Origin of the sequence: Noviherbaspirillum sp. (genome assembly GCF_035254865.1) — a bacterium.
Lineage (GTDB): Bacteria > Pseudomonadota > Gammaproteobacteria > Burkholderiales > Burkholderiaceae_D > Noviherbaspirillum.
Genome location: NZ_DATFAF010000054.1, coordinates 35,187 through 61,053 on the forward strand (window position 1 = coordinate 35,187; position 25,867 = coordinate 61,053).

Genomic DNA, 25,867 nt, shown 5'->3' on the forward strand with positions numbered 1-25,867 from the left:
CACAGAAACCACCTTCACCAGTATAAGGAGGCGTTATGTCCCCAGGAATGCAGAGCGAAGCAAGGCCGGATGGGCGCCGCGCCCACCGGCAAAGTGCGCAGCAGGGCGAAGGGAAGCGCACGCACGACGTCGATCGCGTCGAATGGGTCGATTATGCCAAGGGAATCTGCATCATCCTGGTGGTGACGCTCTATGCGACGCACCATGTGCATCAGCTGACGCATGCGAGCGGCTGGATGCAGCACGTGGTCGATTTCGCCCAGCCGTTCCGCATGCCCGACTTCTTCCTGATTTCAGGTCTGTTCGTCTCGCGCGTCATTGATCGGCCCTTGCGATCCTACATCGACACGAAAATCCTGCATTTCGTCTATTTCTACGCACTCTGGGTCACCTTCCGTTTTACCTATACCGACCTGCGCCATGTGCTCGACGCGGACAAGTTCGCTGTCTTGTCCGGCTATCTCCACCTGTATGTGCAACCTCCCGACGGGCCGCTCTGGTTCATTTACATCCTGTCGCTCTTTTTTCTTGCGGTCAGGCTCTTGCGTCGTGTTCCCGCGCCGCTGGTGCTGGCTGGCGCGGCCGTGCTGCAGGTAGCGAATTTCAATACAGGGCTGCTGCTGTTCGACAAATTCACCCACTACTTCGTCTTCTTCTATTCGGGGCACATCTTCGCCCGCCATGTGCTCGGCACGGCGGCATGGGCGCAATCCCATGCTGCCGCAACCGTCGCCACTCTCGCCGGATGGTTCCTTGTCAACTGGACGCTGGTCGAGCTCGGGTTTGCCACGCGGCCGGGGGTATCACTGCTGATGGGGTACGCCGGCGCATTCGCCGTGCTGCTGCTCGCTACGCTGCTGTCCCGCGTGCGATGGACGCACTGGCTGCGCTACCTCGGCCAGCATTCCATTGTGGTGTATCTCGGATTCGTCCTCCCTCTTGCATTGATGCGGGGACTGATCAGCGAACGTCTCCTCATCCACGATATCGGCAACCTTGCGCTGGTGGTTACGGTCGTGTCCGTTGCTGGCGCCATGATGCTGTACTGGATGGTGCGCAATACGCCGTTCCGCTTCCTGTTTGCGCGGCCGGCGTGGGCCGCGATCGCGGCCAGGCCTGCATCCTTGCCGCGACCGGCGGGTGAGCGGGTGACGCTGAACCAGGCGGGAGAGTAGGGCGCTGGAAGCAAATCCGGTTGCCGAGCCGCGGCCACACAGCCTTCACTGCAGCCTGAGATAAAAATCCATCCAGAGATTTTGTTTGCGGTCCATATCTCCGAGCATCTGTTCCAGATCACATCATCACCCTGCCTCAACGCATAACTTGACAGCTGTGCGGCACTCTATTGACATGTTTCATCATTGCCAGCCCACCAGCTCACGCATTAGAGCTTGTGGAACATGGCATCCGGTTGCGCGTGCGTATCGGATACCGAGTTGTGCCGAGCGAAGATGACTTGCAAGCAGTCCGCATCTCCCTGGAACCTGAACGTTGCGTCAGGCGGGGTGGTGGCAATGGCGCCGAGCACGGACGAACCGGTGCGGCAGCGATGAACTGACTCCGTGGGTGATGCCGCTATTCATCTCTCACTTCGCCAGTTTGCATCGAGCGCGTGGAACAAGATTTTTCAGCATAGAGCGGTGACGGACGGATACGCGCCATTGTGCTCAAGTCGTCTTTAACGCATATCAAGGCACTCTTGTTCTAACGTGCCGTTGTCATGCCCAGGAAAGATGAAATAAATCCATAGCCATTCCACTTCTGTTGATCCGATGCATCTTTGAATTGATGGACATTTTCTTGACACAATAAAGCCTACCCACTTAGAATCCGCCTGTTTTTATTTTTATGGGGTCCCTTTCATGGGCACTTGTTCGAGTGGTGGTTGTTGCCGGATTTTGTCCGGTTCTGCCTCGGCAAGATAACGCAGGGTTTCCCTCCTCCTGCCGTCATCGCGCCATGGGCGGATGATGGTATCCCGATGTCCGGCCCCGTACCGGATAGTCTGAATTCCAATAAACAATTCATTAGTGCCAAGACCGCTGTTCTCATCACCGGCGGTCGTGATCGCGTTCGCAAGCGCAAATGAAAGGTGCTCTCGTTTTCATTGACGGAGGTACCCATGTTTCAGTCGAGTGCCAATGCGGCAAGAATTATTTGGCTGGCAGCCCTCGCTGGTTTGCCATTCCTGTCCTATGCGGATGAGATCCGGGAAGAGGCCTGGAGCGCGCACTTCCAGACGACGTACATCTGGGAAGTTAAACCTTCGTTGTCCGCTCCGTATACTGGCGAGTTCAGCCTGCGCCCCGAGCGCGAAAAAGCCTATTCCTTCAGCGCTACTGCGGCTCTCGGCTTCCGGCCCTGGGCTGGCGGCGAACTTTATTTCGACCCGGAGCTTGTCCAGGGCGTGCCGCTATCGAACCTGCGCGGCCTGGGTGGTATGGCCAATGGCGAACAGCAAAAGACCGGCGGCCCGAATCCCACCTTGTACCGCGCCCGCCTGTTTCTGCGCCAGACCTGGGGTCTGGGAGGAGAAAAGGAAGCGGTCGAGTCGGATTTCAACCAGATGGCAGGCATGGTGGACAAGCGGCGCATCGTCGTCACCGCTGGCAATCTCTCTGTCACCGATATCTTCGACAATAGCGCTTATGCACATGATGCGCGCACCCAGTTCATGAACTGGGCACTGCTCGCGTACGGCGCCTATGACTTTGCTGCCGATGCCCGTGGCTATTCCTGGGGCGCGGCCGTCGAATACATTTACGACGATTGGGCTGTTCGCGGCGGCCGCTTCATGCAGCCTGCCGAATCCAACGGGCTGCCACTGGACAAGCGGATTTTTACCCATTATGGCGACCAGCTTGAAGTCGAGCATGGTCATACCTGGGGCGGCCAGCCGGGCAAGGTGCATGTGCTGGCCTTCCGCAATCGCGCCAATATGGGGAGCTTCCGCGATGCCTCGGTGGATGCCGCCAATAATGGCGGCGTGCCGGATGTGGCACGCGTCCGTACGGAGCGGACCAAGATCGGATTCGGCGTTAGCGCAGAGCAAGGCCTGACTTCCGACATCGGCGTGTTTGCACGGGCGAGCTGGAACGACGGCGCTTCGGAGACATACGCCTTTACTGAAATCGAACGCTCGTTCTCGGCCGGTGCGGTTGTCAGAGGAGGCGCCTGGAATCGCGTCGATGATACGTTAGGAATTGCGTGGGTTCGCAACGGTTTATCGCAGGCGCACCGGGATTATCTGGCTGCGGGCGGCGTTGGTGCGTTTATCGGCGACGGCAGGTTGAATTACCGGCCGGAATCGATTGTTGAGGCCTATTACAGCTTCAAGTTAGCACAAGCCGTCACCTTGTCGCTGGACGCTCAGCACATCGTGAATCCAGCCTATAATGCCGACCGCGGTCCGGTGAATGTCGGCTCGATCCGCCTGCACGCCCAATACTAAGAAAAACGGAGCGACATCATGTTCGAGCTCTTCACTCCCGGACGTACTGGCCGGTCCTTCCTGACGACGACACCCAACCGTTGGGACTGGGCGCTGTTGCCGCTGGTGCTCGCTGTGCTGGCCGCCCTGGCTTTCGGTGCAATGCAGATGAGCCGGCCCTTTACGGTTGGGCAGCCAACGCCGATTTCGCTCGACCCGATGTATCTGCCTTATTACCTGCTGCGCACCATTCTGCGCATGTTTACGGCATTGGGATTCGCGCTGCTGTTCACGTTTGTGTTTGCAGCTCTTGCAGCAAAATACCGTACGGCCGAGAAGGTCTTGATTCCATTGCTCGATGTGCTGCAGTCGGTTCCGATTCTCGGCTTTCAGGCGATTGCGATTGCACCGTTTATCGCGCTGTTCCCGGGAAACCTGCTCGGGGTCGAATGTGCAGCGATTTTCGCCATTTTTACCTCACAAGCGTGGAACATGGCGTTCAGCCTGTATCAGTCAATCAAGACGATTCCGCCGGAGTTGAATGAAGCTGCATGCGTATTCCGGCTATCAGCCTGGCAGCGCTTCTGGCGGCTGGAGCTTCCTTTCGCAATGCCCGGCCTGCTGTGGAACATGATGATGTCGATGTCCGGCGGCTGGTTCTTCCTCGTGGCAGCAGAGGCAATTTCGGTAGCCAATCAGGACATCAAGCTGCCCGGTATCGGCGCTTACATTGCCGTCGCTATCGACGAAAAAAGTGGGGCGTCCATTGCTTGGGCGATCGGGGCTATGTTGTCGGGGATCATCCTGTACGACCAGTTGTTCTTCCGACCGTTGCTCGCATGGGCAGACAAGTTTCGTTTCGAAGAATCTCAGGGCGAAACAGCACAGCAGTCTTGGCTACTCGACTGGGGCCGGCGAAGCGTGTGGATACGCGCGGTGACCGACCGCTTTTGGACGATGCTGGGCCGCACCCTTGGCTGGTTCAGCTCCCGCCGGGACGGCGCCGTCGAACCGGGCGAATCGAAACCCCGAAGTGTCTTGTGGTCCAGAGCATGGGACGCTGTGATTCTGACCGCCGCCGTGTTTGCTGCCTGGCGCTTCGTGGTCTTCGTGCACAGTGACGTTGGCTGGGGCGAGGCCGCCCATGTCGTTGGGCTGGGCTTCATTACGCTGGCCCGTGTGCTGTTGTTGATTGCGCTGGCTTCTGCTTTATGGGTTCCCATCGCGGTCTGGATAGGCTTGCGCCCTCAATATTCGCAAAAAGTGCAGGCCGTCGCACAGTTTCTGGCGGCGTTTCCGGTCAACCTGATGTTTCCGCTCGTGGTCTATGTGCTGGTGACCTATCGCCTGAACCCCAATATCTGGCTCAGCCCGCTGATGGTGTTCGGCACTCAGTGGTACATCCTGTTCAATGTCGTGGCCGGTGCATCGACCTTGCCCAATGAATTGCGGCTGGCAGCCGACAACCTGGGATTGAAAGGCTGGCTCAAGTGGAAGCGGGTGTACCTGCCTGCGGTATTTCCGAGTTTCGTCACCGGCGCCATCACCGCCAGCGGCGGTTCCTGGAATGCCAGCATCGTCGCCGAATATGTGACCTGGGGCAAAACTTCTTTGGTCGCAGACGGGCTGGGAAGCTATATCAAGCAAATGACCGACGCCGGCGATTTCCACCGGATTGCACTGGGCATCGGTGTGATGTGCGTGTTTGTGATGTTGTTGAACCGATTTTTCTGGCGCAAGCTGTACCTGCTTGCCGAAGACCGTGGCCATTGAGGGAGCGTGATGAACAACAAAAATCCATTGGTTGAATTGAACGGCGTTGCCAAGTCCTTCCGCAGCGCTGACGGCGCTCCACGCAAGGTTCTTGACGACGTCAACTTCTCCCTGGCCGAAGGAGAAATCGTCGCCTTGCTCGGCAAGTCGGGTTCGGGCAAGTCGACCTTGCTGCGTATTATTGCAGGATTGATTCCCGCCGATGCCGGGAAAGCTGCCTATCGAGGACATCGCATTCACGGTCCGGCGTCCGGCATTGCCATGGTATTTCAGTCATTTGCGTTATTTCCATGGCTGACAGTACAGCAAAATGTCGAGCTGGGCCTGGAAGCGCAGGGCATCGCTCCGGAAGAGCGCGCCAAGCGTGCGGACGCCATGCTTGAACTGATAGGTCTGGCCGGTTTTGGCGGCGCGTTGCCAAGGGAGCTGTCAGGCGGCATGCGGCAGCGCGTCGGTATTGCCCGAGCACTGGTAACCGACCCGGACGTCTTGCTGATGGACGAAGCATTCTCAGCGCTGGATGTGCTGACCGGCGAAACGCTGCGCAGCGACATTCTGGACCTGTGGGACAGCAACCGGATTCCGACCAAGGGGATTCTGGTCGTGTCCCACAATATCGAAGAGGCGGTGATGATGGCGGACCGCATTATCATCCTGTCGAGCGATCCGGGGCGCATACGCAACGAAATCAATATCGGGCTTCCACGGCCGCGCAACGCCGATTCGCTGGACGTCCGCGCCCTCATCGATGAGGTGTACGGACTGATGACGATGCGCCCGGTGCAAGAGCCGGTTACAGGCGCCGCGCCACCCATCACGCATCCCGGCTATCGCTTGCCCGATACCGATGTCACCCGTATTGAAGGCGTGCTCGATCTTCTGGCCGACGCGCCTTTTAACGGTCGAGCGGACCTTCCGCATCTCGCAGAGGAATCGGAACTGCCGGACGAAGAGTTGTTCCCAACTTATGAGGCACTCGGCATGCTCGGGCTGGCGCAAGTCGAAAAAGGAGACATTACACTCACGCCACTTGGTTTTCGCTATGTGGAGGCCGACCACACGCTCAGGCAGGAAATCTTTGGCCAGCAATTGCTGACGCACGTCCCGCTGGCTTCACACATCCGGCAGCAACTGGAAGCAGAGCCCAGCGGAGCACTGCCTGAGAAGCAATTCCTTGAACTGCTGGAAGAGTTTTTAAAAGCCGATGAAGCCAAGCGCGTGCTCGAGATTGCCATTGAATGGGGGCGCTACGGGGAAGCCTACGAATACGACTTTCACACCGGCCGCCTGAAACTTCCTGACCAGGCGGATGAATAGGGAACGGCCTCGGCGCATCACCCCGATTGCCGGAGTCGACTGCCCTGTGCCGGGTTGCTGCCAGGGCTTGACTTCAAAACGCATAATGCAAGCCGGGTTCTGAATGCAGTCATTCGCGTGCAAATCTCGAGAGACTCGTAAGAATCTACGAAATCGGTGGCGATTCAGTATATGGGGGCCTGACGACCCACAATGTTTCAAAAAAACTGCGTCACTTATGCTCGATATTGGCTTGGCCCTGTGACCTGGCCTGCGATTTTCGGCCAGTAGAAATCTGAATACATCGCTCCCAAGCAAAAGCGGGTGATGAAGGATTGCTTACACAGCATCCACCAGTGCAGGCAGACATGCCGCACCGAGTTCCGCAAAGACCCTGTGTACTTGCACGCCGTCTGCCCCGGCCGCGCAGGCTGCCTGTGCATCAGCCGCATTTCGTATGCCGCCCACTGCAACAAGACCGGCCCTGCCGCGCAAGCGATCAGCGAGCAGCCGCAGTCGATCCAGCCGACGAACGTCCTCAGGAAGCACCGCGATGATCGCGTCGAATCCGTTGGCGGCAGCCGCCTCCGCCAGGGTTAGCGGAAACGCATCTTGAACACCCAGTGGCAGCTTGAGCGCGAGTGGGACATGGCGCCCCTGTTCTGATTGACGCACGGCAGCGACGGTTTCAAAAGCATGCCGGAGCAGCGGCAGGCGCGCGGCGTTGAGCAAGGATTGATAGCGACGGGCACTCAGATTGAAGCAGACGTAATCGGCAATATGTCGCGCGCCACGCAGTCCGGCAGCCCACTCGGCGGGGAGAGCGGATGGCGGGGCGTCGCTGCCCATGCCGATGCCGATCCCGATATGTGGTTTGACGGTCAGGCGCGGCGAGAGTGCCGCAAGGCGTGAGACCAGCGCGGCGAGGCCGGGATTGCCGCCTTCCTCCGGTTGCGGCGTGACGGTGCCGAATTCCACGCTGTCGAAGCCTGCGGCCAGCAATTCGACCGCGCGGCTGCCATCCTTGTCGATGCCGCCGGCCAGTCCCAGCCGGCAAGGCCATGATCGCTTGTTCATCCCTTGCACCGTTTGAATTCGGCCATGAAGTTGACCAGGGCGGTCACGCCGGCCAGGGGCATGGCGTTGTAGAGGCTCGCGCGCAGGCCGCCCACGTGGCGATGGCCGCGCAGATGTATCAAGCCGGCCTTTTCCGCATCGCTCAGGAAGCGTTCCGTCAGGCTGACGTCGGCAAGGTGAAAACGCACATTCGTGATCGAGCGATGCGCGGCGATGACCGGCGCGGTGTAGAAGCCGTCGCTGCCGTCGATCGCTCGATAAAGCAGCTCGGCCTTGCGCCGGTTGGCTTCCGCCATGGCGGACAATCCGCCGGATTCCGCGATCCACTGGAAGACCAGCGCCGCGAGATGGATCGCCATGACGGGCGGTGTGTTCAGGCATCCATCCTGCTCGGCCTGCAGGCGATAGCAAAGAGGTGACGGCGCCGACTGCGCGGGACGCCGCAGCAGGTCCTCGCGCACAATGACGACCGTCATGCCGGACGGGCCGATGTTCTTCTGCGCACTGGCGTAGACGAGGCCGAAGCGCGCGATATCGAGCGGCGCGGAGAGAAAACTGGAAGTGGTGTCCGCCACCAGCGGAACGTCGCCTGTATTGGGCCATGCGGGATAGGCAAGGCCGTCCACCGTCTCGTTGGCAGTGATGTGGCAGTAGGCGCAGCCCTGCGGCAAACGCCAGTTGTCCTCGGCTGGAGCGGCGAGGGCTTGGCTTCCGTCGTGCCTGGCGACCACGCTGACCTCGGCAAACCTTGCTGCTTCCCGCATGGCGCGTCGCGACCAGTAGCCCGAGTCCGCATAGGCAGCGGTTCGCAGGCCGGATGCCGGATCGATAAGATTCATCGGGACCGCGGAAAACTGGTGCATGGCACCGCCGGCCAGGAAAAGCACGTGATAGTTGGCAGGAATGTCGAGCAGTTGCGTCAGACGCTCGCGCGCCGACTCCAGCACGGCACGAACGGCATTGCCAGTGAACGGCCGCTCGATGACGGCTGCGCCATCTGCGCCGCGCCGGAACAAGACATCGCCCGCACGCGCCAGGACGGCGTCCGGCAGTCGTGAGGGTCCGGCTGCAAAATTCCACACCGTGCCGGACGAAGAAAGTGTCATCGTCTCATCCCGCCAGCACACCGCCATGGGAGCCGCCGGCCATGAAGAACAACAGCGGAATCGACAGCATGGTATTGGTACGTGAAGACAGATGCGTAATCCGCGAGCAGCGCAGCCGCTCTTCCACCGTTGCCGGTTTCAGACCGAGGACCTTTTGCTGGTGCGGCCAGAGCACCAGCCATACATTGGCCATCATCAGCGTGCCGAGATAAGCGCCGATACCGATGGGCGCCAGCGCGCCCTGCAATCCGAGCGCGCCATACAGCCAGCCGCGCTGCCAGAGCATCAGGATGCCGGCGCACCAGGCGACGACAGAGGCCCAGCGGAAGAAGCCGTGCTCGCGGTTCAGCAGGGCCTGGAAGCGCTGGCTTTGGTCGTCGATCAGGTCGGCGGCGGTCAGCGGCTGCCAGGACGGTCGCTGCACCACGCTCGAATAGTTGTGCCCAACCCAGATGATGCCTGCGATGAAATGCGTCCAGCGCAGCAGGAGATCGAAGGGAATGCTATCCATGATGCCTCATGCCGGAAGCAGCCGGACCAGTGCGGCGAGCAATGCCGTCAGCATCACACCGAGCAGTATCGTGCCGGTTGCCGTGTCGTAGGGATGGCGCATTCAATCCTCCATGAAGGCGGTGGACACGGCGGCGCCGGTGCGTTTGAGCAGCGGCTTGCGAAAACGCAGCGGGTGCACGACGTTCTTGACCGTGTCCTGCACGATGTAGTGATGCGGCGAGCGGCTGCAGGCCGGATCGGTGTTGCTCGGATCGCCGGTCAGCAGGAAGGCCTGGCAGCGGCAGCCGCCGAAATCCTTTTCCTTTTCGGAACAGGAGCTGCATGGCTCGGGCAGCCAGTCGAGGCCGCGGTATTTGCGAAACAGCGGCGATTCATGCCAGAGCCAGGACAGCGGTTTGTCGCGCACCGACTGGAAATCCAGCCCCGGGATCACGCGCGCTTCCTGGCAGGGCATGGCCACACCGTCCGGTGCGATAGTCAGGTGGATCGCACCCCAGCCGTTCATGCAGGCTTTCGGACGGCCTTCGTAGTAATCGGGAATGACGAAATAGATCGTCATGCTGTCGCCCAGCTTCTTGCGCCAGCGTTGCACGGTGGCTTCCGCTTCGCGCACTTCATCCAGGCTGGGCATCAGTTCCTCGCGGTTGACCAGCGCCCAGTTGTAGTACTGCAGGTTGGCGAACTCGATGTACTCGACGCCGATCGACGAGGCGAACTCGCACATGGCATCGATGTCGCGGATGTTCTGCTTGCAGACCGGCATGTTCATCACCATCGGGAATCCGTGCGCCTTGATCAGACGCGCGGCCTCCAGTTTTCGGGCATGTGCCTTGGCGCCGACCAGCTCATCGGTCAGCGCCGCCCTGGTCGATTGCAGCGACAGCTGCACCTGCTTGAGGCCGGCTTCCTTCAGGGCGACCATGCGCGCTTCGGTGAGGCCGATGCCGGAGGTAATGAGATTGGTGTAGTAGCCGAGGCCGTCCGCATAGGCGACCAATTCTTCGAGGTCGTCGCGCAGCAGCGGTTCGCCGCCAGTGAAGCCGAGTTGCAGCGCGCCTAGCTCACGGCCTTCGCGCAGCACCCGTTTCCATTCCTCGGTGGACAGCTCGTGGTTCGCGTAGTCCTTGAAGTTCAGCGGGTTGTTGCACCATGGGCATTTCAAGGGGCAGCGGTAAGTCAGTTCCAGTGTCAGCCACAGCGGCTTGCCGTCCCCGTCCAGGCTGACGCCGCGCGATTCCTTCGGCATGATTGCGTCCTTTCGTCTCCGTCGCAGCGGTGCGGAAAGCCCGCTGTCTTGCATCCATTGTGGATCGGCGGGAAAGGCGGCGCGACGAGAAGACGTGGAGAGGGCCATCGATCTTTTATCGGGTTCGGACTCGCGATTTTCTGGAGTGCCGGGTGGGGTGATCGGCTCAGAACTCGGCAGACGCCGCAACGGAGGCCAGCGCCGCAATACATACGACGGCCATGTCGGCGGCAAGCGCGTTGTGCCCGCCGGCTTCGACATGACGCAGTACCGCATTCGGCAGTGCGCGCTGCAGGCGCTCGGCGGCGCGCGGCGGACAGACTGTATCGCGGCGACCCTGCACGATGCAGACGGGTAAATGGCGCAATCGTGCACAGGAGGCCAGCACCCCGGCCACATTGGAGAAGCAGGCGTTGGCGAGGTAATGCGCCTGGATCATGGTCTTGGCGAGACGCCGTGCATCCGGCGCGTCCGACAGCGGCGGTTCGCCCATCAGCGCGCGTTCGTAGTCGAGCCACCGGCGGGCCGCGACGGTATCGCCGGCCAGCAGGCGTGACGTGTAGGCGCGCAGCAGGTCACCGCGCTCCTCCTCGGGAATGTCGCCCGCGAGTGCCTTCCATGCGAGCGGCGCGGCGCCTTCGGCATCGGTTACGTAGCACCGCAATTCCTCCTCCGAGCCGAGAAAGATGCCGCGCAATACCAGCCCGGCTACGCGCGACGGATGCCGTCCGGCGTAGATGAGTGCAAGCAGGCTGCCCCACGACCCGCCGAAGACGAGCCAGCGTTCGATGCCGAGCGAAATGCGGATGCGTTCGATATCCTCGACAAGATGCGCAGTCGTATTGCTCCTCAAGCCAGCCAGGGGCGTGCTGTTGCCGCATCCGCGCTGGTCGAACAGGACCGCACGAAAGCGCGCCGGGTCGAAGAAGCGGCGGTGCGCGGCGGAACAGCCGCTGCCGGGGCCGCCATGCAGAAACACCACCGGTATGCCGTCCGGCCGCCCGCACTCTTCGACATGCAGGACATGTCCGTCGCCGACCGGCAGTCGGAGCGTGCGGTACGGCGTTATCGGCGGAAAAAGCGGATCAGGCATCACGATGGGACGCTGTGCGCGGCTTACGCCTCCATCAAGCCGGAACGCATCGCGATCACCGCCAGTTCGGCCGCATTGCTCGCATTCAGTTTTTGCTTGATGTGGTACAGGTGTGTGCCGATGGTGCTCGCGCTCAGATGGAAATCCTGCGCCACCTGGTTGACGGAACGCCCTTGCGCCAGTTGCAGGAAGACGGTGAATTCCTTCTCCGTCAGCGTTTCGGCAGGATGCGCGGTGCCTGAAATCTGCGCGAGGGCCACCTGCTGCGCAAGTTCCGGATCGAGATAGCGCCGCTGCCGGCTGACCTGGCGCACCGCCTGCAGGAATTCGTCGGGCAGACAGCGCTTGCACAGGTAACCGATGGCGCCGGCCTTGAGCGCGCGCACCGGGATGAGCGCGTCCTGGTGCGCGGACAGCATCAGCACGCGCGCGCCGGGATGGCGCGCCGACAGGCGTTCGAGCGCGGCAAGTCCGCCGATGCCCGGCATCGATACATCCATCACCAGCACGTCCGGTGCCAGCTCGCCAAAGAGGCGCAAGGCTTCCTCTCCGCTGCCGGCTTCGCCGGTCACGACCGCGCCAGCGCCTTCCAGCAACAGGCGAAACCCCATGCGCACGATGGCATGGTCGTCGGCGAGCAGGATCTTCAGGCCGGAAAGGGATGTGCTCATGTTGATTGCTCCACGGGATGGTTTTTCGTAACAGGCAGGCGTACGCACAGGCGCGTGCCGCCGCCGGCCGAGGTATCGAACCGGAGTTCTCCTGCCAGGGCGACGGCGCGCTCGCGCATGCCGGCCAGGCCGAGGCCGCAGCCGGCCGATGATGTCGGCGTGCCCAGACCGCGGCCGTTATCGGCGAGGACCAGTTCCAGCCAGCAGCCGTTGCCGGCATCAAGCCGCCGCAGGGAGATCTCCACGCGCGTTGCCGCCGCATGGCGCACCACGTTCGTCAATCCTTCCTGCGTGATGCGAACAATCGCCTCGATGACGCTGTCGCTGACCGGTTCGCTGCCTCCGGCGATCTGCATGCCGAGACGGATATCCGGATAGTGCTGCTGCCATGCCTGCAGATAGCGTCCCAGCGCGTCGTCCACGCTGGCGCCATGGCCGCCTTGTTGCGGGCGCAGGCGATGCAGGATGGTGCGCACGCCGTCCTGCATCTGGCCGGTGACGGCGATGATGCTTTGCGCCGGAACATGCAGTGCTGGCTGGTCGACCGTGCGCTGCACGAGCGCGCCGGCAAGTGCGCGTACGGCGGTGATGCCCTGCGCCAGCTCATCATGCAGTTCGCGGGCGATGCTGCGGCGGTCGTCTTCGATCCGGGCCTGCAGGCGTTCGTTGAGTTCACGCTCGCTGCCGAGACGCACGTTGTCATTGACCGCTTCCACGAGACGGTCCGCCATGCCGTTGAATGCCTTGGCGAGGCGGCCGAGTTCCGGCTCGCGGAAGACAGGCAGGCGGGTATCGAAACAGCCGCGCCCGGTGCGGTCCAGTGCTGCCATCACCTGCCCTAGCGGGCGCAGCGCGCGGTCGAGCGCATGGCGGACCGTGAAGAACAGCGCGGACAGCAGGACGGCGGCCCAGCCTGCCATCGCGCAGAGATCGTCCCAGGCATCCAGCGTCGCGCGCGAGGCATCCGGATGGAGTATCAGCGCCAGTTCACCCGCGTCGACGTGGCGCGCTGCAAAGCCAGGCTCGACCACGGCGGCAAACCAGCCGGGGGCGGAGCGGCCAGCCTTGTAGGTCGGGCTTGGCGACAGGTAGCGGCGCGCGCCGGCGGCATCGATCACCTCCAGCGCATTGGCGCGGATCCGACCCACGGCCCGCAGGTGCGCGAGCAGTTGCTCGCTGCTCAATCCGCCTTGCCGGGCATGCAGTTCGCGCGCCGAAACGGTCAGCCATTGTTCGGCGACGCGTGTGGCAGCTTCCACTTCTTCGTGGATGCCATCCCGCGTCTGCTTCAGCCACAGGCTTCCCAGCGCCAGCACGAGCACGGCGGCAAGGGCCGTCAGCACGAGGCTGATGCGCGTGTGCAGGCGCATTTCATCCAGTCGCAACGTCATGGCGGCACTCACTCCTGATAGGAACCCGGGATTCGGCTCTCCCATCAACGCAAATTTCGAGCCAAGCCCGGGAAGGGGCGAGCGTGCAGTGCTGATACCGCGTACCGCAAGTCGTCAATCCATGACGCAACACCTGTCACTGTCCGGAATTCGAACAAGCTGTACCAAAGTGGAACACTCGCCTTGGCGGACAACTCCAGAAAACCACGACGGCGTTTTCGTGAATCTCCGCATGCGGTACGGCGATGACCGCGCCCATACTGAACGCATGAAACTGCTTGTACTTGGATCTGCCGCCGGCGGCGGCTTCCCGCAATGGAATTGCAACTGCCGCAATTGTGACGGCGTGCGCAAGGGGACGGTGCGCGCGCTGCCGCGCACCCAGTCGTCGATCGCGGTCAGCACGGATGGCCGCGATTGGGTGCTGTTCAACGCCTCGCCCGACATCCATGCCCAGATCCGCGCCCATCCTTGCCTGCAGCCGGGCAGGGGACTGCGCGATACCGGTATCGCGGGCGTGGTCCTGATCGATGCCCAGATCGACCACACCACCGGTCTCGTCATGCTGCGCGAAGGCAGGCCGCTCGATATCTGGTGCACGCCGCAGGTTTGCGAAGACCTGAGCACCGGCAATCCGGTCTTCAACGTGCTGTCGCACTTCTGCACGGTGCGCTGGCAGCCGCTGCAGGTGACGCCGCCGGTCGCCTTCACCGTGCCCGCCGCGCCGGGCCTGCGCTTCACCCCGGTGCCGTTGGCCAGCAAGGCGCCGCCGTATTCGCCGCACCGGCACGACGCGCATGCCGGCGACAACATCGGCGTGCTGATCGAGGAAACCGCCACCGGGAAAAGGATTTTCTATGCGCCCGGCTTCGGTGCCATGGAGGACCATCTGGAATCCTGTCTCGCTGACGCAGACTGTGTCCTGCTGGACGGCACCTTCTGGACCGATGACGAAATGATCCGCATGGGCCTGTCCGCCAACACCGCGCGCGGCATCGGACACCTGCCCCAGAGCGGACCGGGCGGGATGATGGCCTTGCTGTCGCGCTACGGCAAACCGCGCAAGGTGCTTATTCATATCAACAACACCAATCCGATCCTGGACGAAGACTCGCCGGAACGCGCCGAACTGACGCGCGCCGGTATCGAGGTGGCGTGGGACGGCATGCTGATCGACACAGGAGACAAGCAATGAAGATGAATGACATGCGGCCATGGACCGATGAGGAATTTGAAGCCCGCCTGCGTGCCATGGGCGAGCGCTACCATATCCATCATCCGTACCAAGTGATGATGCATCGCGGCCAGCTCAGCCGCGAGCAAATCCAGGGCTGGGTGGCGAATCGCTACTATTATCAGATCAACATTCCCATCAAGGACGCGGCGATTCTTGCCAACTGCCCGGAACGCGAAGTGCGTCGTCATTGGGTGCAACGCATCCTCGACCATGACGGGTTCAATGGAGAGGATGGCGGCATCGAGGCCTGGATCCGGCTCGGCGAGGCAGTGGGCCTGTCGCGCGAGGCGATCGTGTCGCAGGAGCGGGTGCTCCCCGGCGTGCGCTTCGCCGTGGACGCCTATGTGAACTTCGCGCGTCTGCGCCCCTGGCAGGAAGCGGCCGCTGCGTCGCTGACAGAATTGTTCGCTCCGACCATCCATCAGTCTCGCCTCGACTTCTGGCCGAAATGCTATCCATGGATCGAGCCGGAGGGTTACGACTATTTCCGCCGCCGCCTGAGCGAAGCGCCGCGCGACGTCGTCAACGGACTGCGCATCACGCTCGGACACTTCAACACGCGCGAGTTGCAAGAGCGTGCTCTGAATATCCTTCAATTCAAGCTCGATATCCTCTGGTCCATGCTTGATGCGATGCTGCTGGCATACGCCGATGTGCAGATCGAGGGCTGGGGTGCGTATAGACCGATGGGGGCGGGCACTGCCCAATCATGATTTTCATGAGCGGCTTCTGGCAAAAGCATGCTGTTGCGCGCCGGCGTGAATGTCGATAATCAGGCTAGGGGCGGCATGTCGCCGCCTCATTCAACAAAGGAGACTTACCATGACTTGGGAAACCCCCGCTTTCTGCGAAATCCGCCTCGGCTTCGAGGTAACCGCCTACGTCTACGTGCGCTGAGCGGCCTCCGGGCGGCGGACGAGTGAGCCTTCCGCCCGGCGCTGCGGCCCCTGCTGCCATGACCAACACTGCACCAGAAACCTCAACGAGCGGCCATGCCTGTCCGAGGCTGTCGCCGCACTTCGTCTTCCGCTGGGAGAACAGCCAGAATGCCTACATCCTGCTGTATCCGGAAGGCCTCATCAAACTCAATCCGTCCGCCGGCGAGATCCTGAAGCGCTGTGACGGCAAGCAAAGTATCGACGCCATCATCGCCGACCTCCAGTCGGCATTTCCCGACGCTACCGGCGAAGTCGCCGAGGGCGCGCGTTCCTTCATCGACATCGCACGCACCAAAGGCTGGCTGCGCTGCTGATCTTCCGGCGGCGGTCCTGCCGCCTGCCGGACCACTGCGGCCATGTCTGGAAAGAATGGCTTCTACAGTCAATCAATAAATGTTGCAGGACTGAAAACTGTCCATATCATTAGCGTTTTACGCTGGCAAAATTTAAACCACTTGACACTCTTGAGCACAAACCTGAAGCGGCCGCTGTCGATCGTGATGATCTCTATTTTCCTCTGCGCTTGCGGCGGAGGTGGCAAGGACACGCCTTCAGGAGCGGATACCGTGTCGATGCAGCCGACAACAACAGCGGTATCAAGCACGAATCCAAAGGCGACATTCGTCGACACGCAAGCGTTTTCATTCAAGGTTGCAATCAACCCAGGTACGTTCACTACGATCCCGGAGAGGACCATCAGCTTTTACAATCTCTTGCTGACCGGGCTCGGCAGATCTTATGCGATCGCCACGCAGGAAGAGTTGAACGCCTTTAATCAGAAAGTGCCCGCCAGTCAGATGCTGGCACTGGATGACCTCGGAACATATACCTATTTCCTTGTCAGCATTCCCGGCTGCAGCGAGTTCCTTGAATACGCGAGCAGCACCTACGGAGGCGGGACCTTTGCAGTGTCCTTCAACCATTTCAGACTACCTGACTCTACGTGCCTGGGTGTGATGGTTGACTCGTACTACGTTTTTAGAGCGAGGAAATAAGCTTTTTTCAACGGCGAGGAATTGACTGTTTTGACAGTAAAGCGCAGCCGGCGGATTTGGCGGGGCCAATCCTGTTGGTCCTGTCAGCGGCCGGCATCGCCAGACCAATTCTCTCCATCGGAAGCGGCCTACATCCTCGCGTGTTGCAATCCGCAGACAGACACGCAAGATCAGTTTACGGAGCAAATCCGTGCTGCTATTGTTTCGTTGACGCACCACTTCCTTCCGTTTCTGCCCCATTCGCATCGCCATGCTATTCCGTGACCTCGCCGACATTGCACTTCGTGCCACTCTAGCCTCAGTCGCTGTGACAGGCATCGCTATTCTGCTCGCGAGCTATTCCGGCTTTTGATGTCGCTGCGCTTCAGGCAGTACCTGTCGCCTGTCGCTTCAGAAATTTCCTTGTTGATCCGATGCGTCGATCTCGCTGACGGAGACGCCGCTCAGGATGAGGTCGCCGGCATTCCGCACGGCGATGTGAAGAACGTCGCCTGCTGATCGCGCCAACGCCGGAACGCAAGCGCGCCCGACTTCATCCAATGTCTTGTCCAGAGTCGGACGCCATGTTCCCGGTCGGCGCAACCGGAGCGATTCCATACCAGCATCAGGGAGTCTTCGAGAGAATGGAGATTCGTGATGGAACGAGTACTGACAATTTCTTTGGCCACGCTGTTTGCCGGCGCCGTGGGAATGGTCGGCGTCCTGTCGATCAATGCCGCAGCGAACAATGCTTCGACCGCCGGCCCGACGCGTCAAGCCGGTGGCGACAACGGCACGAAACAGCTTGCGGACGGTCGGCAGATATTCCGGTTTGACACCTTCGGCGACGAAGCCTTCTGGGGCGATACCTTGCGGCTGCATCAAGCCTTGGCAGGAGAAAAGAATGGCGGCGTAGGACCAGGTGTCAGTCCCAGGACGGCGCTCGCAGTCGGCCTGAAGGTCGACGCGGATGCCTTGCCGGAAGACCTGAAGGAAAAGATCCGGGGCGGCCAGGTCAATCTCGACGACCCCGCCAATACCGTTGCCTTGCTGCGGCTGGACGCGGTCGTCGGAGTAAAGGGCTTGTTCGATTCCAGCGGCAATCTGCGGTCGATGGGTGTGCAATGCGCGTTTTGCCATTCGACAGTCGATGACTCGTTGACGGCCGGCATTGGCAAGCGCCTGGACGGCTGGGCCAATCGGGATCTGAACATTGGCCAGATCATTTCGCTTGCGCCCAACCTCACCCCGTATATGGAGCTGCTTGGCGTCGACGAGGCAACGCTCAGGAAAGTGCTGGCGAGCTGGGGGCCGGGGCGCTTCGATGCGCTGCTCGACAAGGATGGCAAGGCGTTTCGGCCGGATGGCGGACAGGCCGGTACGGTGATTCCGCCGGCATTCGGGCTGGCCGGGGTCAACCTGCATACCTGGACAGGAATGGGTTCCGTGCCGTACTGGAACGCGTATGTCGCCGTGACCGAGATGCATGGTTCCGGCACCTTCATCGACAAACGCCTGAACGACCCGACGCGCTATCCGGTCGCAGCGAGAGCGGGAACCGGCGAAGTGCGAAAGACGCCGGATCTCGTCACCGCGAAACTGCCCGCCTTGCACGCCTATCAGCTCTCGCTTGCTGCGCCGAAACCGCCACAGGGAAGTTTTGATGCGGCGGCGGCCGAGCGCGGCAAGACGGTCTTCACAGGAAGGGGGCAGTGCGCATCCTGCCATGTTCCGCCGCTCTATACCGAGCCCGGCGACAACCTCCACGCACCGAGCGAAATCGGCATCGACTCCTTCCAGTCGGAACGTTCGCCCACGCAAAAATATCGAACCGCGCCGCTTGCCGGCTTGTGGACGCACCAGAAGCCGGGCTTCTATCACGATGGGCGCTTCGCCACCCTGATGGATGTGGTCGAGCACTACAACACGACCAAACAACTCGCTCTCAGCGACCAGGACAAGCGCGACCTGGTTGAATACCTGAAGTCCTTGTAGCGGCGATGCAGCGTTGAGGATCACAAACCTGCTGAACGCACCGCGCAGCGCGGTAAGCCGGTCCTCAGCGCGACATCCCGTTTCTTGTCAAAATGATGACCGGGCAAGCAAGCTTCCCGATAATTCGACAGGGCGGTTTTCAGCATGCCTCATTCAACTTGACCAAGGAAAGATCAATGGCAAAGCTCTCGAACAGATTGACACGTGCGCTGAACATTCAGCATCCGATCGTCTCCGCGCCAATGGCCTTTGCAGCGGGCGGCACACTCGCTGCCGCCGTCAGCAGCGCCGGGGGGCTCGGTCTGATCGGCGGTGGATACGGAGATCCGGCCTGGCTGGAGGATCAGTTTGCCGCCGCCGCGGGCCAGCGGGTCGGCGTCGGATTCATTACGTGGTCGCTACGCAAATCGCCTTCCTTGCTGACCGATGTGCTGAAACACCGGCCGGCGGCGGTCATGCTGTCCTTTGGCGATCCGCGTCCCTTTGTCGATGAAATTCGGGATGCGGGCGCGGCCCTGATCTGCCAGTGCCAGAACATGGAGCATGTGATGGACGCGGTCGATGTCGGTGTCGACATCGTCGTGGCGCAAGCCGCGGAAGCAGGTGGTCATGGATCGCTTCGAGGCGCATTGAGCTTCGTTCCGGAAGCCGCCGATTACCTTGCGCAGCATGCGCCGGATACCTGCCTGCTTGCCGCAGGCGGCATTGCGGATGGGCGCGGACTGGCTGCCGCCGTCATGCTCGGTGCGGATGGCGTCCTGGCCGGAACGCGTTTTTGGGCGACCAGGGAAGCCCTGGTGGGCGAACGCCACCATCAAGCCATTGTCGATACGGACGGGGACGGCACCCTGCGCACGCGGATCCCGGACATCGCGCGCCAGATTCCCTGGCCACAGGGATTCACCGCGCGTATCCGTCGCAACGCATTCACCGAGCGCTGGCACGGCCGTGAAGAATTGCTGGAAAAGAACGTCGCGGTGGAGGGGCCTCGTTACCGGCAGGCCTTTGCGGAAGGCGACCCGGACAACACGGCCGTCTGGTTCGGCGAGGCTGCGGGTCTGATCCATGTCATTGAACCGGCGGCCGTGATCGTTGAACGAATGGTGGACGAAGCGGCTGATCGTCTTGTCCGTCACGGCGGCGTGATCGTTTCCCGATTCGGTGAAACCGGTCCGGCGCAGACCTTGCCTTGAGTCCCAAACATTTTCTTTTGAGGACAACAATCGACATATTGACCTGGATCACCCGAATTCGCCAGCCGCAGTCATAGCATCTTGCATATAGGGCCGAACTTTCTCAAGGCTCTGCGGAGAATGAAATGGATCGCGCAACGTTTGTCGTTCACATCAATTCCTCGCGCCATATGCCTGATCGCGTTCGCATGGCGGCGCAACTCGCGGCGAGTACCGGCGCGCATCTTGTCGGGGTAGCGTCGACATTGATGGACGAATCTCCTTACATGAATTGCGTCGGCAGCGAAGCCGCATCTGTACTGAGCGCTTACCTTGAGTGTGTTCGTGAGAAGGCGGCGGCCGATCTCGACGTATTCGAGAGCATCGCGCGCAGCAACGGCGTCGGCTCGACCGAAAAGCGCATTATCGAAGCCGACCCGGGCATGGCGCTCTGCCTTCAGGGGCGCTACAGCGACTTGCTGATTGTCGGGCAAGTCGATCCGGACGATCCGCTCGACGAGCCGCGCAATCTTCCGGAATATGTTCTGGTCAATGCGGGAAGGCCGATGGTGATCTGTCCGAATTCCACGCGTCCAGAGACGATTGGCACGCGCTGCGTTGTGGCATGGGATGGCAGCACGGAAGCATCGCGCGCGATCTCTGGCGCCATGCCCTTTCTGCGCAACGCAGGCCAAGTGCTATTGAACGTGATCGATCCGAAGATCGGGGAGGGCGCGCACGGGCAAGAGCCGGGAGCGGATATGGCGCTCTATCTCGCGCGGCACGGCATCAGGCTGGAGGTCGCCATGATACGTACTGGCGAACAGATCGACATCGGTGAAGCGCTGTTGGCGCAGGCCGCGCGCTTCGGCGCCGATTTGCTGGTGATGGGCGGCTACGGGCATTCGCGCTTTCGCGAAATCGTGCTTGGCGGCGTGACCGCAACCGTGTTCCGGTCCATGACCTGTCCCGTTCTCATGGCGCACTGACGCGGCGCTGGCCAAGCAGCGGTGCAGAGCGCCCGATCCCTCATTACGTGCCGCGGGGATAACCGACGGTCTGTGATAACAACACCTGTTGATCGTGCGTCAAGCCAAGCGCGTCGGCCATTGCCGACCGATCGATCCAGGCGCGGATCACCGTTGCCAGGCCATTGCTGGCCGCGAACAGGTACACGTTCTGCGCAATCGCGCCGCATGCCGCATAGGCATAGGCCTCGCGTTGGCTTGCCGGCACCATGCTCATCCGTCGATGGTCGGCAACATACACCAGGTCCAGCGGCGCCTCATCCACGAAATCCTGATATCCGGTCACCCGCCGCACGTCGGTTCCCGACACCAACTGCAAGGCATGCGCCGTGGGGTCGTATCGATATGCGCCGCCGGGAAGGGCCACGAACACGTCGATCTCCTGGGCGTTCAGCGCGGAAGGTGCGGTGCGGAAGCCATCCGGCCGGTTCACGCCATAGGCTGCCCAAAGCAGTCCGGAAAGCAGGGGCGGGGTCAGCGCATCTCGTGCGAATTCACGCGATGACCGGCGCTCCGCAAGCGCTTCCATCAACGGGAGGCCGCCATGTTTCACTGGCGGCGGCAGCGCAATGGAGGCTGACGATTCTCCGAGTGCAGGCCTGGGTCGCAGCTTGCCCATCATTCCGAGTGCCAGTTTGGTCATGGTCGTCATCACTATCCTTTGCTCGATGCGGGATTGCACGCATGGATCAAGGCTATTCCGGTGCCGTACCGGCATGTTGACCGTGCTCAATGTTGAAAGTACGGCGGTGTTCCCGCAGACATGCGCTTCGCTTACTTCGCGCCGCCGTCGAAACCGTCCGCGCCGAAGTACCGAGGGTCGGGCGCGACATAGGCCGTCACCGGATGGTCCAGCACGCCCGGTGGCGCCACGCGGCTCAGGTCAAAGGAGTTGACGGTGCGCGCCACGTCGAAGGTCCAGGCAAACGCCTTGTCTCCCGCGACGAATTTGACGGTGTCGCCGCCGGTGACATTGACCCATCTGGTGCCGGGTTGGATCGTGATGGTTTGTGTGGCAGCCGTCAACGGCGCGGGATCGCCAAAGAGTGCCGTCATTTGTTCCGGGCTCTTGTGCGCGCATGCGGACAGGAAAAGCATTGTTGCGCAGGTGAATAGTCGCTTCATGCGTATCCCCTTCGATTGACCACCTGATTTCGACACCGGCACGCGATTTCGGTTCGTCGCGCATGATGCTGCGGCGCATTGCGTATTCCGGGAATGGCGCAGAATGTAAAATGCTGCCGAATCCTCTCCGTTATCCGGGGATGCGCATTTTCAGTACAACGCATTTCATCCAATCAAAGGGAACATCATGGGCATTCAAACGATAGGTATCGTCGGCGCTGGACAAATGGGAAGCGGCATCGCGCAGGTATGCGCATTGGCGGGCATGAACGTCATCATGCGCGACATCAACGACGCGGCCGTGCAACGTGGTGTCACGGGTATTTCGTCGCTGCTCGAACGCGCGGTGAGCAAGGCAAAGATGACTGCCGAAGAGAAGGACGCGGCGCTCGGGCGGATCAGCGGCACCACCGAGCTGAGTCAGCTTGCCAAGGCCGATTTCATCATCGAGGCGGCGACGGAAAACCTGGAGCTCAAGCTGCGCATCCTGAAGGAAATCGATGCACTGGCCAAGCCCGGGACCATCATCGCGACCAATACCTCCTCGATTTCGATTACCAAGCTGGCGGCGGCCATGTCGCGTCCGCAACAATTTGTCGGGATGCACTTCTTCAATCCGGTGCCGGTGATGGCGCTGGTGGAAGTCATTCGAGGTATTCAAACCGGCGACGAGACGGTTGCCGTGACCGAGGAGCTCGCCAAGAAGACCGGCAAGACGCCGATCCTTGTGAAGAATTCTCCGGGTTTCGTGGTCAACCGCATCCTCGTGCCGATGATCAATGAGGCGGTGTTCGTGCTGCAGGAAGGGATTGCCAGTGCCGAGGAAATCGATGCCGGCATGAAGCTGGGTGCGAATCATCCGATCGGGCCGCTGGCGCTGGCCGACCTCATCGGCCTCGATACCTGCCTGGCGGTGATGGAAGTGTTCTATCGCGATTTCAACGATCCGAAGTACCGCCCCGCGCCACTGCTGAAGGAAATGGTCGATGCCGGTTTCCTCGGCAGAAAGACCAAGCGCGGTTTCTATCGGTACTGATCGGCTGCATTCCCGGCCGGGTGGGACAACGGGGGATGGCGCTTATTCTCCGAACTGCTCGGCCGCTTGTTCTTCCGCGTCGAGGCCCCATTCTTGCCAGTCCTCTCCGAACAATTCGACCGGATGCTGGGTGCGTTCCGAACCGTTCCCGCACGCCAGCGAACCGACCGGGCAGAACTTGTCGCAGCCCCAGCAGATGCGCTCGGGATGTTTCGGGTTGACGGGAAATTTCTTTGCCATGTCGGGTGCCTGCTACAGAGAGTGCGGCTGGCCGAATGTCTTGGCATCAGTCGCGGAATGAAGCTGTCCTGCATCGCGATGCGTGATGGAGCATACTTTACCATAAGATTCATATTGAATGTATCTTTTTGGGCGAGCTGCTGCCGCCGAGATGCGATGGCCGGCATCTCCTAATGCCGGGGCGCGAATCCTGAGCTCAGTGCAGCGCGCCGAACACCTTGCTGATGATCTTGCTGCCGGTTCCGATCGGATCACGGCGAATCGCTTTTTCTTCCTCGGCGATCATCGTATACAGGCCGTCGAGCGCGCGCTGCGTCACATAATCTTCCACGGTCGCTTGTTGCCGCGCCACGCCGAGTTTGGAGACCTGGCTCATCGCCCCGTTGTACTTGGCGGAGAGATCGGCACGATCCGTGATCTTCTTCACAATTGGCAAAAACTTTTGCGTGAGCGGTGCCGAGGTCTTGGCGCGGAAGAAGTCGGTGACCGAGGTATCGCCGCCCGTCAGTATCTGTTTGGCGTCGGCCACTGACATCGAATGGATGGCATCGAGCAGCAGGGGTTTGGCCATCGGCACGGCCGCTTCGGCGGCGTGGTTCATCGCGACCACCAGTTCATCGAGCTGTTCGCCGCGCCCCGTCATTTTCATGACCGGACGCGCCTTCTCCAGGATCGGCGGCAGCTGGATCTTGACCTTTTCATTGTTGAGGAAACCATTCGGGACGCCGAGTTTGCCGACTGCCGAAACAGCACCTTTTTCGAGTGCCGCCTTCAAGCCGCTGGTGGCATCCTGATTGGACAAATCATCCAGGGATACTGCCATCGCGCCGGACGCGCACAAACACAAGCTGATCAGCAATGACTTTGCGAGAGGAAACATTGACATGACCACTCCTCTGTTCACTGTTGATAATTGTTTATCAACAGTCTAGGTCGCGAGGAGGGATTTCGCTAATGGTAATGCTGTTGCACACATGCTTGTTCACTTCGCCGATTCATTCCCGCAAGCAAGGAAATGCTAAGATAAATCCGTGTCTCGTCGCGGCCTTTTTGTGCCGCCTGCCCAATCCAATCTCTCGCGGATCTGCCATGCATATACGGTCGACGGTCTTCCTGTTTGCGTTTCTGATGGCTTCTTCCGCAGGCGCGGGTGCGCCGTCCTCGACGCCGCAGGAAGCGATCAGGAATTCGCTGGACATGAAGTTTGTCCTGATTCCGGCCGGCGAATTCATGATGGGCAGCGATGAGTCGCCGGCCGCGCTTTCCAGGGATTATCCGCAATACGACCCGCAGCGCTTCCTGCTTCTGGCCGACGAAGCGCCGGTGCACAGAGTGCGCATCACCAAAGCGTTTTACATGGGCCAGTACGAGGTGACGGTCGGCCAGTTCAGGCGCTTTTTGCAGGAGTCGGGTTACAAGCCGGAGTCGGTGGCCGATGGTACCGGCGGCTATGGCTACAACCGCGAGTACGATCCGGCCAAGTCCGAGCGCGGCGATGCCTTCGAGGGGCGCAATCCGAAATATTCATGGAGCAATCCCGGCTTTGCGCAAGGAGACGATCATCCTGTGGTGAACGTGACCTGGAACGACGCGACGGCCATGGCGAAGTGGTTGAGCGAGCGGGAAGGGAGGCACTATCGCTTGCCGACGGAAGCGGAATGGGAATATGCGGCACGCGCTGGGACGCGCACGCGCTACTACAGCGGAGATGACCCGCAGTCGCTGGTCAGGATCGCCAATACCTTCGACGCCGACACGAAGAAAGACTGGCCCAAGTGGGACGCCTTTGCGCTGGCGGGACATGACGGATTCGAATTCACTGCGCCGGTAGGCAGCTTCGCGCCGAACGCCTTCGGCCTGTACGACATGCTCGGCAACGCCTGGGAGTGGTGCGCGGACTGGCATGCCGACGACTATTACGTCCGTTCGCCGGTAAATGATCCGCAGGGACCGGAGTCGGGCTCGGTGCGGGTACGGCGCGGAGGATCGTGGCACACCTGGTCTTTCTATGCACGATCCTCGTATCGCAACTGGAATACGCCGCAGACGCGCTATACCCTGGTCGGCATGCGTCTGGTGCGCGACGCGGATTAATCCGACTTCGGCTCCTCCTTGAAGGCGAAGCGGGGCTTCTGTTCTTCCGGCGTTGGACGGCGATCTGCGTATTCCTGCTCCTCCACGACATCGACGTACTGGCTGCCGTCGAGCGGTTTGCCGGCGTAGGGATTGCCGATAAACGGGCTGTGCACGGTGTAGGCGGATTTCTGTTGAATTCCGCGGTTCGCCGCACCCGGTAAGGGTTTGGTCTTCCGTTTCATGATGCGCTCCTTGTAAGAACTTGTTGTTAGATGCCAAAGAAGCCTTACGGTTCGACCGGTATTTGCACCAATGAAAAAGGGCCTGTCGCAAGACAGGCCCTTAGAGCCTATCCCAGTAGGAAACAGCTCCGCGTTGGGGGCAAAAAGGTGCGCCGGCAAGGCGCGAGGATGCGGCATAGTGATCTATGCAAAGAGGAGCAACACCGCT

General features: G+C 61.0%; 26 protein-coding genes. 14 read left to right on the forward strand and 12 right to left on the reverse strand.

The window, feature by feature from the left end; genetic code table 11:
* The first annotated feature begins 35 nt into the window (after positions 1-35).
* The 4 genes from VJ651_RS13535 (at position 36) to VJ651_RS13550 (ending at position 6,520) form a co-directional block, all read left to right on the forward strand.
* A complete protein-coding gene (locus VJ651_RS13535; protein ID WP_324107953.1) occupies positions 36-1,175 on the forward strand; it encodes an acyltransferase family protein in 1,140 nt (379 codons plus the stop codon).
* A 947-nt stretch (positions 1,176-2,122) separates the two neighbouring features.
* Positions 2,123-3,451, forward strand: coding sequence for a carbohydrate porin (locus VJ651_RS13540; RefSeq protein WP_324107954.1), 1,329 nt, complete (start codon positions 2,123-2,125; stop codon positions 3,449-3,451).
* An 18-nt stretch (positions 3,452-3,469) separates the two neighbouring features.
* Entirely contained in the window at positions 3,470-5,203 is a 1,734-nt protein-coding gene (locus tag VJ651_RS13545) for an ABC transporter permease subunit (RefSeq protein ID WP_324107955.1), read from the forward strand.
* Between the two features lie 9 nt (positions 5,204-5,212).
* Entirely contained in the window at positions 5,213-6,520 is a 1,308-nt protein-coding gene (locus VJ651_RS13550) for a nitrate/sulfonate/bicarbonate ABC transporter ATP-binding protein (protein ID WP_324107956.1), read from the forward strand.
* Positions 6,521-6,838: 318 nt separating this feature from the next.
* Here the strand turns inward: VJ651_RS13550 and VJ651_RS13555 are convergent, their stop codons facing one another.
* The 7 genes from VJ651_RS13555 to VJ651_RS13585 form a co-directional block, all read right to left on the reverse strand.
* Positions 6,839-7,576, reverse strand: coding sequence for a hypothetical protein (locus VJ651_RS13555; protein ID WP_324107957.1), 738 nt, complete (start codon positions 7,574-7,576; stop codon positions 6,839-6,841).
* On the reverse strand, positions 7,573-8,682 hold the full coding sequence (gene serC, locus VJ651_RS13560) for a 3-phosphoserine/phosphohydroxythreonine transaminase (protein WP_324107958.1): 1,110 nt from the start codon (positions 8,680-8,682) through the stop codon (positions 7,573-7,575). The genes VJ651_RS13555 and serC overlap by 4 nt, the downstream gene beginning before the upstream one ends.
* A gap of 4 nt (positions 8,683-8,686) precedes the next feature.
* The gene (locus VJ651_RS13565; RefSeq protein ID WP_324107959.1) at positions 8,687-9,193 is read right to left on the reverse strand and encodes a urate hydroxylase PuuD; all 507 of its coding nucleotides are present in this window, start codon (positions 9,191-9,193) and stop codon (positions 8,687-8,689) included.
* Positions 9,194-9,295: 102 nt separating this feature from the next.
* Complete coding sequence (gene pqqE, locus VJ651_RS13570; protein ID WP_324107960.1) at positions 9,296-10,441, reverse strand: pyrroloquinoline quinone biosynthesis protein PqqE; 1,146 nt, start codon at positions 10,439-10,441, stop codon at positions 9,296-9,298.
* Positions 10,442-10,607: 166 nt separating this feature from the next.
* Complete coding sequence (gene pip, locus VJ651_RS13575) at positions 10,608-11,534, reverse strand: prolyl aminopeptidase (RefSeq protein ID WP_324107961.1); 927 nt, start codon at positions 11,532-11,534, stop codon at positions 10,608-10,610.
* A 23-nt stretch (positions 11,535-11,557) separates the two neighbouring features.
* Positions 11,558-12,205 (reverse strand): response regulator transcription factor, encoded by a 648-nt coding sequence (locus VJ651_RS13580; protein ID WP_324107962.1) that lies wholly within the window; start codon positions 12,203-12,205, stop codon positions 11,558-11,560.
* Complete coding sequence (locus tag VJ651_RS13585; RefSeq protein WP_324107963.1) at positions 12,202-13,596, reverse strand: HAMP domain-containing sensor histidine kinase; 1,395 nt, start codon at positions 13,594-13,596, stop codon at positions 12,202-12,204. Before VJ651_RS13585 ends, VJ651_RS13580 begins: the two co-directional genes overlap by 4 nt.
* Positions 13,597-13,864: 268 nt before the next feature.
* On the opposite strand from VJ651_RS13585, the gene pqqB reads away from it, so the two are divergent.
* From pqqB to VJ651_RS13620, 8 genes are all read left to right on the forward strand, one after another.
* The gene (gene pqqB / locus VJ651_RS13590; RefSeq protein WP_324107964.1) at positions 13,865-14,791 is read left to right on the forward strand and encodes a pyrroloquinoline quinone biosynthesis protein PqqB; all 927 of its coding nucleotides are present in this window, start codon (positions 13,865-13,867) and stop codon (positions 14,789-14,791) included.
* Between the two features lie 2 nt (positions 14,792-14,793).
* On the forward strand, positions 14,794-15,546 hold the full coding sequence (gene pqqC, locus VJ651_RS13595) for a pyrroloquinoline-quinone synthase PqqC (protein ID WP_324107987.1): 753 nt from the start codon (positions 14,794-14,796) through the stop codon (positions 15,544-15,546).
* Between the two features lie 109 nt (positions 15,547-15,655).
* Positions 15,656-15,730, forward strand: a complete 75-nt coding sequence (gene pqqA / locus VJ651_RS23635) for a pyrroloquinoline quinone precursor peptide PqqA (protein ID WP_136415777.1) — start codon at positions 15,656-15,658, stop codon at positions 15,728-15,730.
* A 58-nt stretch (positions 15,731-15,788) separates the two neighbouring features.
* Positions 15,789-16,085, forward strand: coding sequence for a pyrroloquinoline quinone biosynthesis peptide chaperone PqqD (gene pqqD / locus VJ651_RS13600; protein ID WP_324107965.1), 297 nt, complete (start codon positions 15,789-15,791; stop codon positions 16,083-16,085).
* Between the two features lie 42 nt (positions 16,086-16,127).
* Positions 16,128-16,766: a hypothetical protein gene (locus tag VJ651_RS13605; protein ID WP_324107966.1), complete on the forward strand. Its 639-nt coding sequence runs from the start codon at positions 16,128-16,130 to the stop codon at positions 16,764-16,766.
* 636 nt (positions 16,767-17,402) lie between these two features.
* Positions 17,403-18,740 (forward strand): hypothetical protein, encoded by a 1,338-nt coding sequence (locus VJ651_RS13610; protein ID WP_324107967.1) that lies wholly within the window; start codon positions 17,403-17,405, stop codon positions 18,738-18,740.
* Positions 18,741-18,916: 176 nt separating this feature from the next.
* On the forward strand, positions 18,917-19,933 hold the full coding sequence (locus tag VJ651_RS13615; protein WP_324107968.1) for a nitronate monooxygenase: 1,017 nt from the start codon (positions 18,917-18,919) through the stop codon (positions 19,931-19,933).
* A 125-nt stretch (positions 19,934-20,058) separates the two neighbouring features.
* Positions 20,059-20,901, forward strand: coding sequence for a universal stress protein (locus tag VJ651_RS13620; protein ID WP_324107969.1), 843 nt, complete (start codon positions 20,059-20,061; stop codon positions 20,899-20,901).
* A 43-nt stretch (positions 20,902-20,944) separates the two neighbouring features.
* Here VJ651_RS13620 and VJ651_RS13625 read toward each other — a convergent pair whose 3' ends face one another.
* Both VJ651_RS13625 and VJ651_RS13630 read right to left on the reverse strand, forming a co-directional pair.
* Positions 20,945-21,592 carry a SagB/ThcOx family dehydrogenase gene (locus VJ651_RS13625; RefSeq protein WP_324107970.1) on the reverse strand — a complete coding sequence of 216 codons (648 nt, stop codon included), beginning with the start codon at positions 21,590-21,592 and terminating at the stop codon, positions 20,945-20,947.
* A 122-nt stretch (positions 21,593-21,714) separates the two neighbouring features.
* Positions 21,715-22,065 carry a CzcE family metal-binding protein gene (locus tag VJ651_RS13630; protein ID WP_324107971.1) on the reverse strand — a complete coding sequence of 117 codons (351 nt, stop codon included), beginning with the start codon at positions 22,063-22,065 and terminating at the stop codon, positions 21,715-21,717.
* A 187-nt stretch (positions 22,066-22,252) separates the two neighbouring features.
* On the opposite strand from VJ651_RS13630, the gene VJ651_RS13635 reads away from it, so the two are divergent.
* Positions 22,253-23,101 carry a 3-hydroxybutyryl-CoA dehydrogenase gene (locus VJ651_RS13635; protein WP_324107972.1) on the forward strand — a complete coding sequence of 283 codons (849 nt, stop codon included), beginning with the start codon at positions 22,253-22,255 and terminating at the stop codon, positions 23,099-23,101.
* A 42-nt stretch (positions 23,102-23,143) separates the two neighbouring features.
* On the opposite strand, the gene VJ651_RS13640 is transcribed toward VJ651_RS13635, so the two are convergent.
* Both VJ651_RS13640 and VJ651_RS13645 read right to left on the reverse strand, forming a co-directional pair.
* On the reverse strand, positions 23,144-23,341 hold the full coding sequence (locus VJ651_RS13640) for a DUF3079 domain-containing protein (RefSeq protein WP_324107973.1): 198 nt from the start codon (positions 23,339-23,341) through the stop codon (positions 23,144-23,146).
* A 196-nt stretch (positions 23,342-23,537) separates the two neighbouring features.
* A complete protein-coding gene (locus VJ651_RS13645) occupies positions 23,538-24,227 on the reverse strand; it encodes a DUF4197 domain-containing protein (RefSeq protein ID WP_292934486.1) in 690 nt (229 codons plus the stop codon).
* Between the two features lie 242 nt (positions 24,228-24,469).
* Between VJ651_RS13645 and VJ651_RS13650 the strand changes: the two genes are divergently transcribed.
* Positions 24,470-25,435, forward strand: a complete 966-nt coding sequence (locus VJ651_RS13650) for a formylglycine-generating enzyme family protein (RefSeq protein ID WP_324107988.1) — start codon at positions 24,470-24,472, stop codon at positions 25,433-25,435.
* On the opposite strand, the gene VJ651_RS13655 is transcribed toward VJ651_RS13650, so the two are convergent.
* Positions 25,432-25,659, reverse strand: coding sequence for a hypothetical protein (locus tag VJ651_RS13655; protein ID WP_324107974.1), 228 nt, complete (start codon positions 25,657-25,659; stop codon positions 25,432-25,434). The two genes, VJ651_RS13650 and VJ651_RS13655, sit on opposite strands and share 4 nt — an antisense overlap.
* Positions 25,660-25,867: the final 208 nt, after the last annotated feature.

Bases quoted from the DNA above. Each gene is read 5' to 3' on its own strand.
- pqqE (WP_324107960.1), bottom strand. From the start codon at position 10,441: ATGCCGAAGGAATCGCGCGGCGTCAGCCTGGACGGGGACGGCAAGCCG.
- VJ651_RS13640 (WP_324107973.1), bottom strand. From the start codon at position 23,341: ATGGCAAAGAAATTTCCCGTCAACCCGAAACATCCCGAGCGCATCTGC.
- VJ651_RS13625 (WP_324107970.1), bottom strand. From the start codon at position 21,592: ATGACGACCATGACCAAACTGGCACTCGGAATGATGGGCAAGCTGCGA.
- VJ651_RS13605 (WP_324107966.1), top strand. From the start codon at position 16,128: ATGTCTGGAAAGAATGGCTTCTACAGTCAATCAATAAATGTTGCAGGA.
- pqqD (WP_324107965.1), top strand. From the start codon at position 15,789: ATGACCAACACTGCACCAGAAACCTCAACGAGCGGCCATGCCTGTCCG.
- VJ651_RS13565 (WP_324107959.1), bottom strand. From the start codon at position 9,193: ATGGATAGCATTCCCTTCGATCTCCTGCTGCGCTGGACGCATTTCATC.
- VJ651_RS13650 (WP_324107988.1), top strand. From the start codon at position 24,470: ATGGCTTCTTCCGCAGGCGCGGGTGCGCCGTCCTCGACGCCGCAGGAA.
- VJ651_RS13555 (WP_324107957.1), bottom strand. From the start codon at position 7,576: ATGAACAAGCGATCATGGCCTTGCCGGCTGGGACTGGCCGGCGGCATC.
- VJ651_RS13535 (WP_324107953.1), top strand. From the start codon at position 36: ATGTCCCCAGGAATGCAGAGCGAAGCAAGGCCGGATGGGCGCCGCGCC.
- pqqB (WP_324107964.1), top strand. From the start codon at position 13,865: ATGAAACTGCTTGTACTTGGATCTGCCGCCGGCGGCGGCTTCCCGCAA.
- pip (WP_324107961.1), bottom strand. From the start codon at position 11,534: ATGCCTGATCCGCTTTTTCCGCCGATAACGCCGTACCGCACGCTCCGA.
- VJ651_RS13610 (WP_324107967.1), top strand. From the start codon at position 17,403: ATGGAACGAGTACTGACAATTTCTTTGGCCACGCTGTTTGCCGGCGCC.
- VJ651_RS13635 (WP_324107972.1), top strand. From the start codon at position 22,253: ATGGGCATTCAAACGATAGGTATCGTCGGCGCTGGACAAATGGGAAGC.
- VJ651_RS13580 (WP_324107962.1), bottom strand. From the start codon at position 12,205: ATGAGCACATCCCTTTCCGGCCTGAAGATCCTGCTCGCCGACGACCAT.
- VJ651_RS13585 (WP_324107963.1), bottom strand. From the start codon at position 13,596: ATGACGTTGCGACTGGATGAAATGCGCCTGCACACGCGCATCAGCCTC.
- VJ651_RS13545 (WP_324107955.1), top strand. From the start codon at position 3,470: ATGTTCGAGCTCTTCACTCCCGGACGTACTGGCCGGTCCTTCCTGACG.
- pqqC (WP_324107987.1), top strand. From the start codon at position 14,794: ATGAATGACATGCGGCCATGGACCGATGAGGAATTTGAAGCCCGCCTG.
- VJ651_RS13655 (WP_324107974.1), bottom strand. From the start codon at position 25,659: ATGAAACGGAAGACCAAACCCTTACCGGGTGCGGCGAACCGCGGAATT.
- VJ651_RS13645 (WP_292934486.1), bottom strand. From the start codon at position 24,227: ATGTCAATGTTTCCTCTCGCAAAGTCATTGCTGATCAGCTTGTGTTTG.
- serC (WP_324107958.1), bottom strand. From the start codon at position 8,682: ATGACACTTTCTTCGTCCGGCACGGTGTGGAATTTTGCAGCCGGACCC.
- VJ651_RS13620 (WP_324107969.1), top strand. From the start codon at position 20,059: ATGGATCGCGCAACGTTTGTCGTTCACATCAATTCCTCGCGCCATATG.
- VJ651_RS13615 (WP_324107968.1), top strand. From the start codon at position 18,917: ATGGCAAAGCTCTCGAACAGATTGACACGTGCGCTGAACATTCAGCAT.
- VJ651_RS13540 (WP_324107954.1), top strand. From the start codon at position 2,123: ATGTTTCAGTCGAGTGCCAATGCGGCAAGAATTATTTGGCTGGCAGCC.
- VJ651_RS13550 (WP_324107956.1), top strand. From the start codon at position 5,213: ATGAACAACAAAAATCCATTGGTTGAATTGAACGGCGTTGCCAAGTCC.
- VJ651_RS13630 (WP_324107971.1), bottom strand. From the start codon at position 22,065: ATGAAGCGACTATTCACCTGCGCAACAATGCTTTTCCTGTCCGCATGC.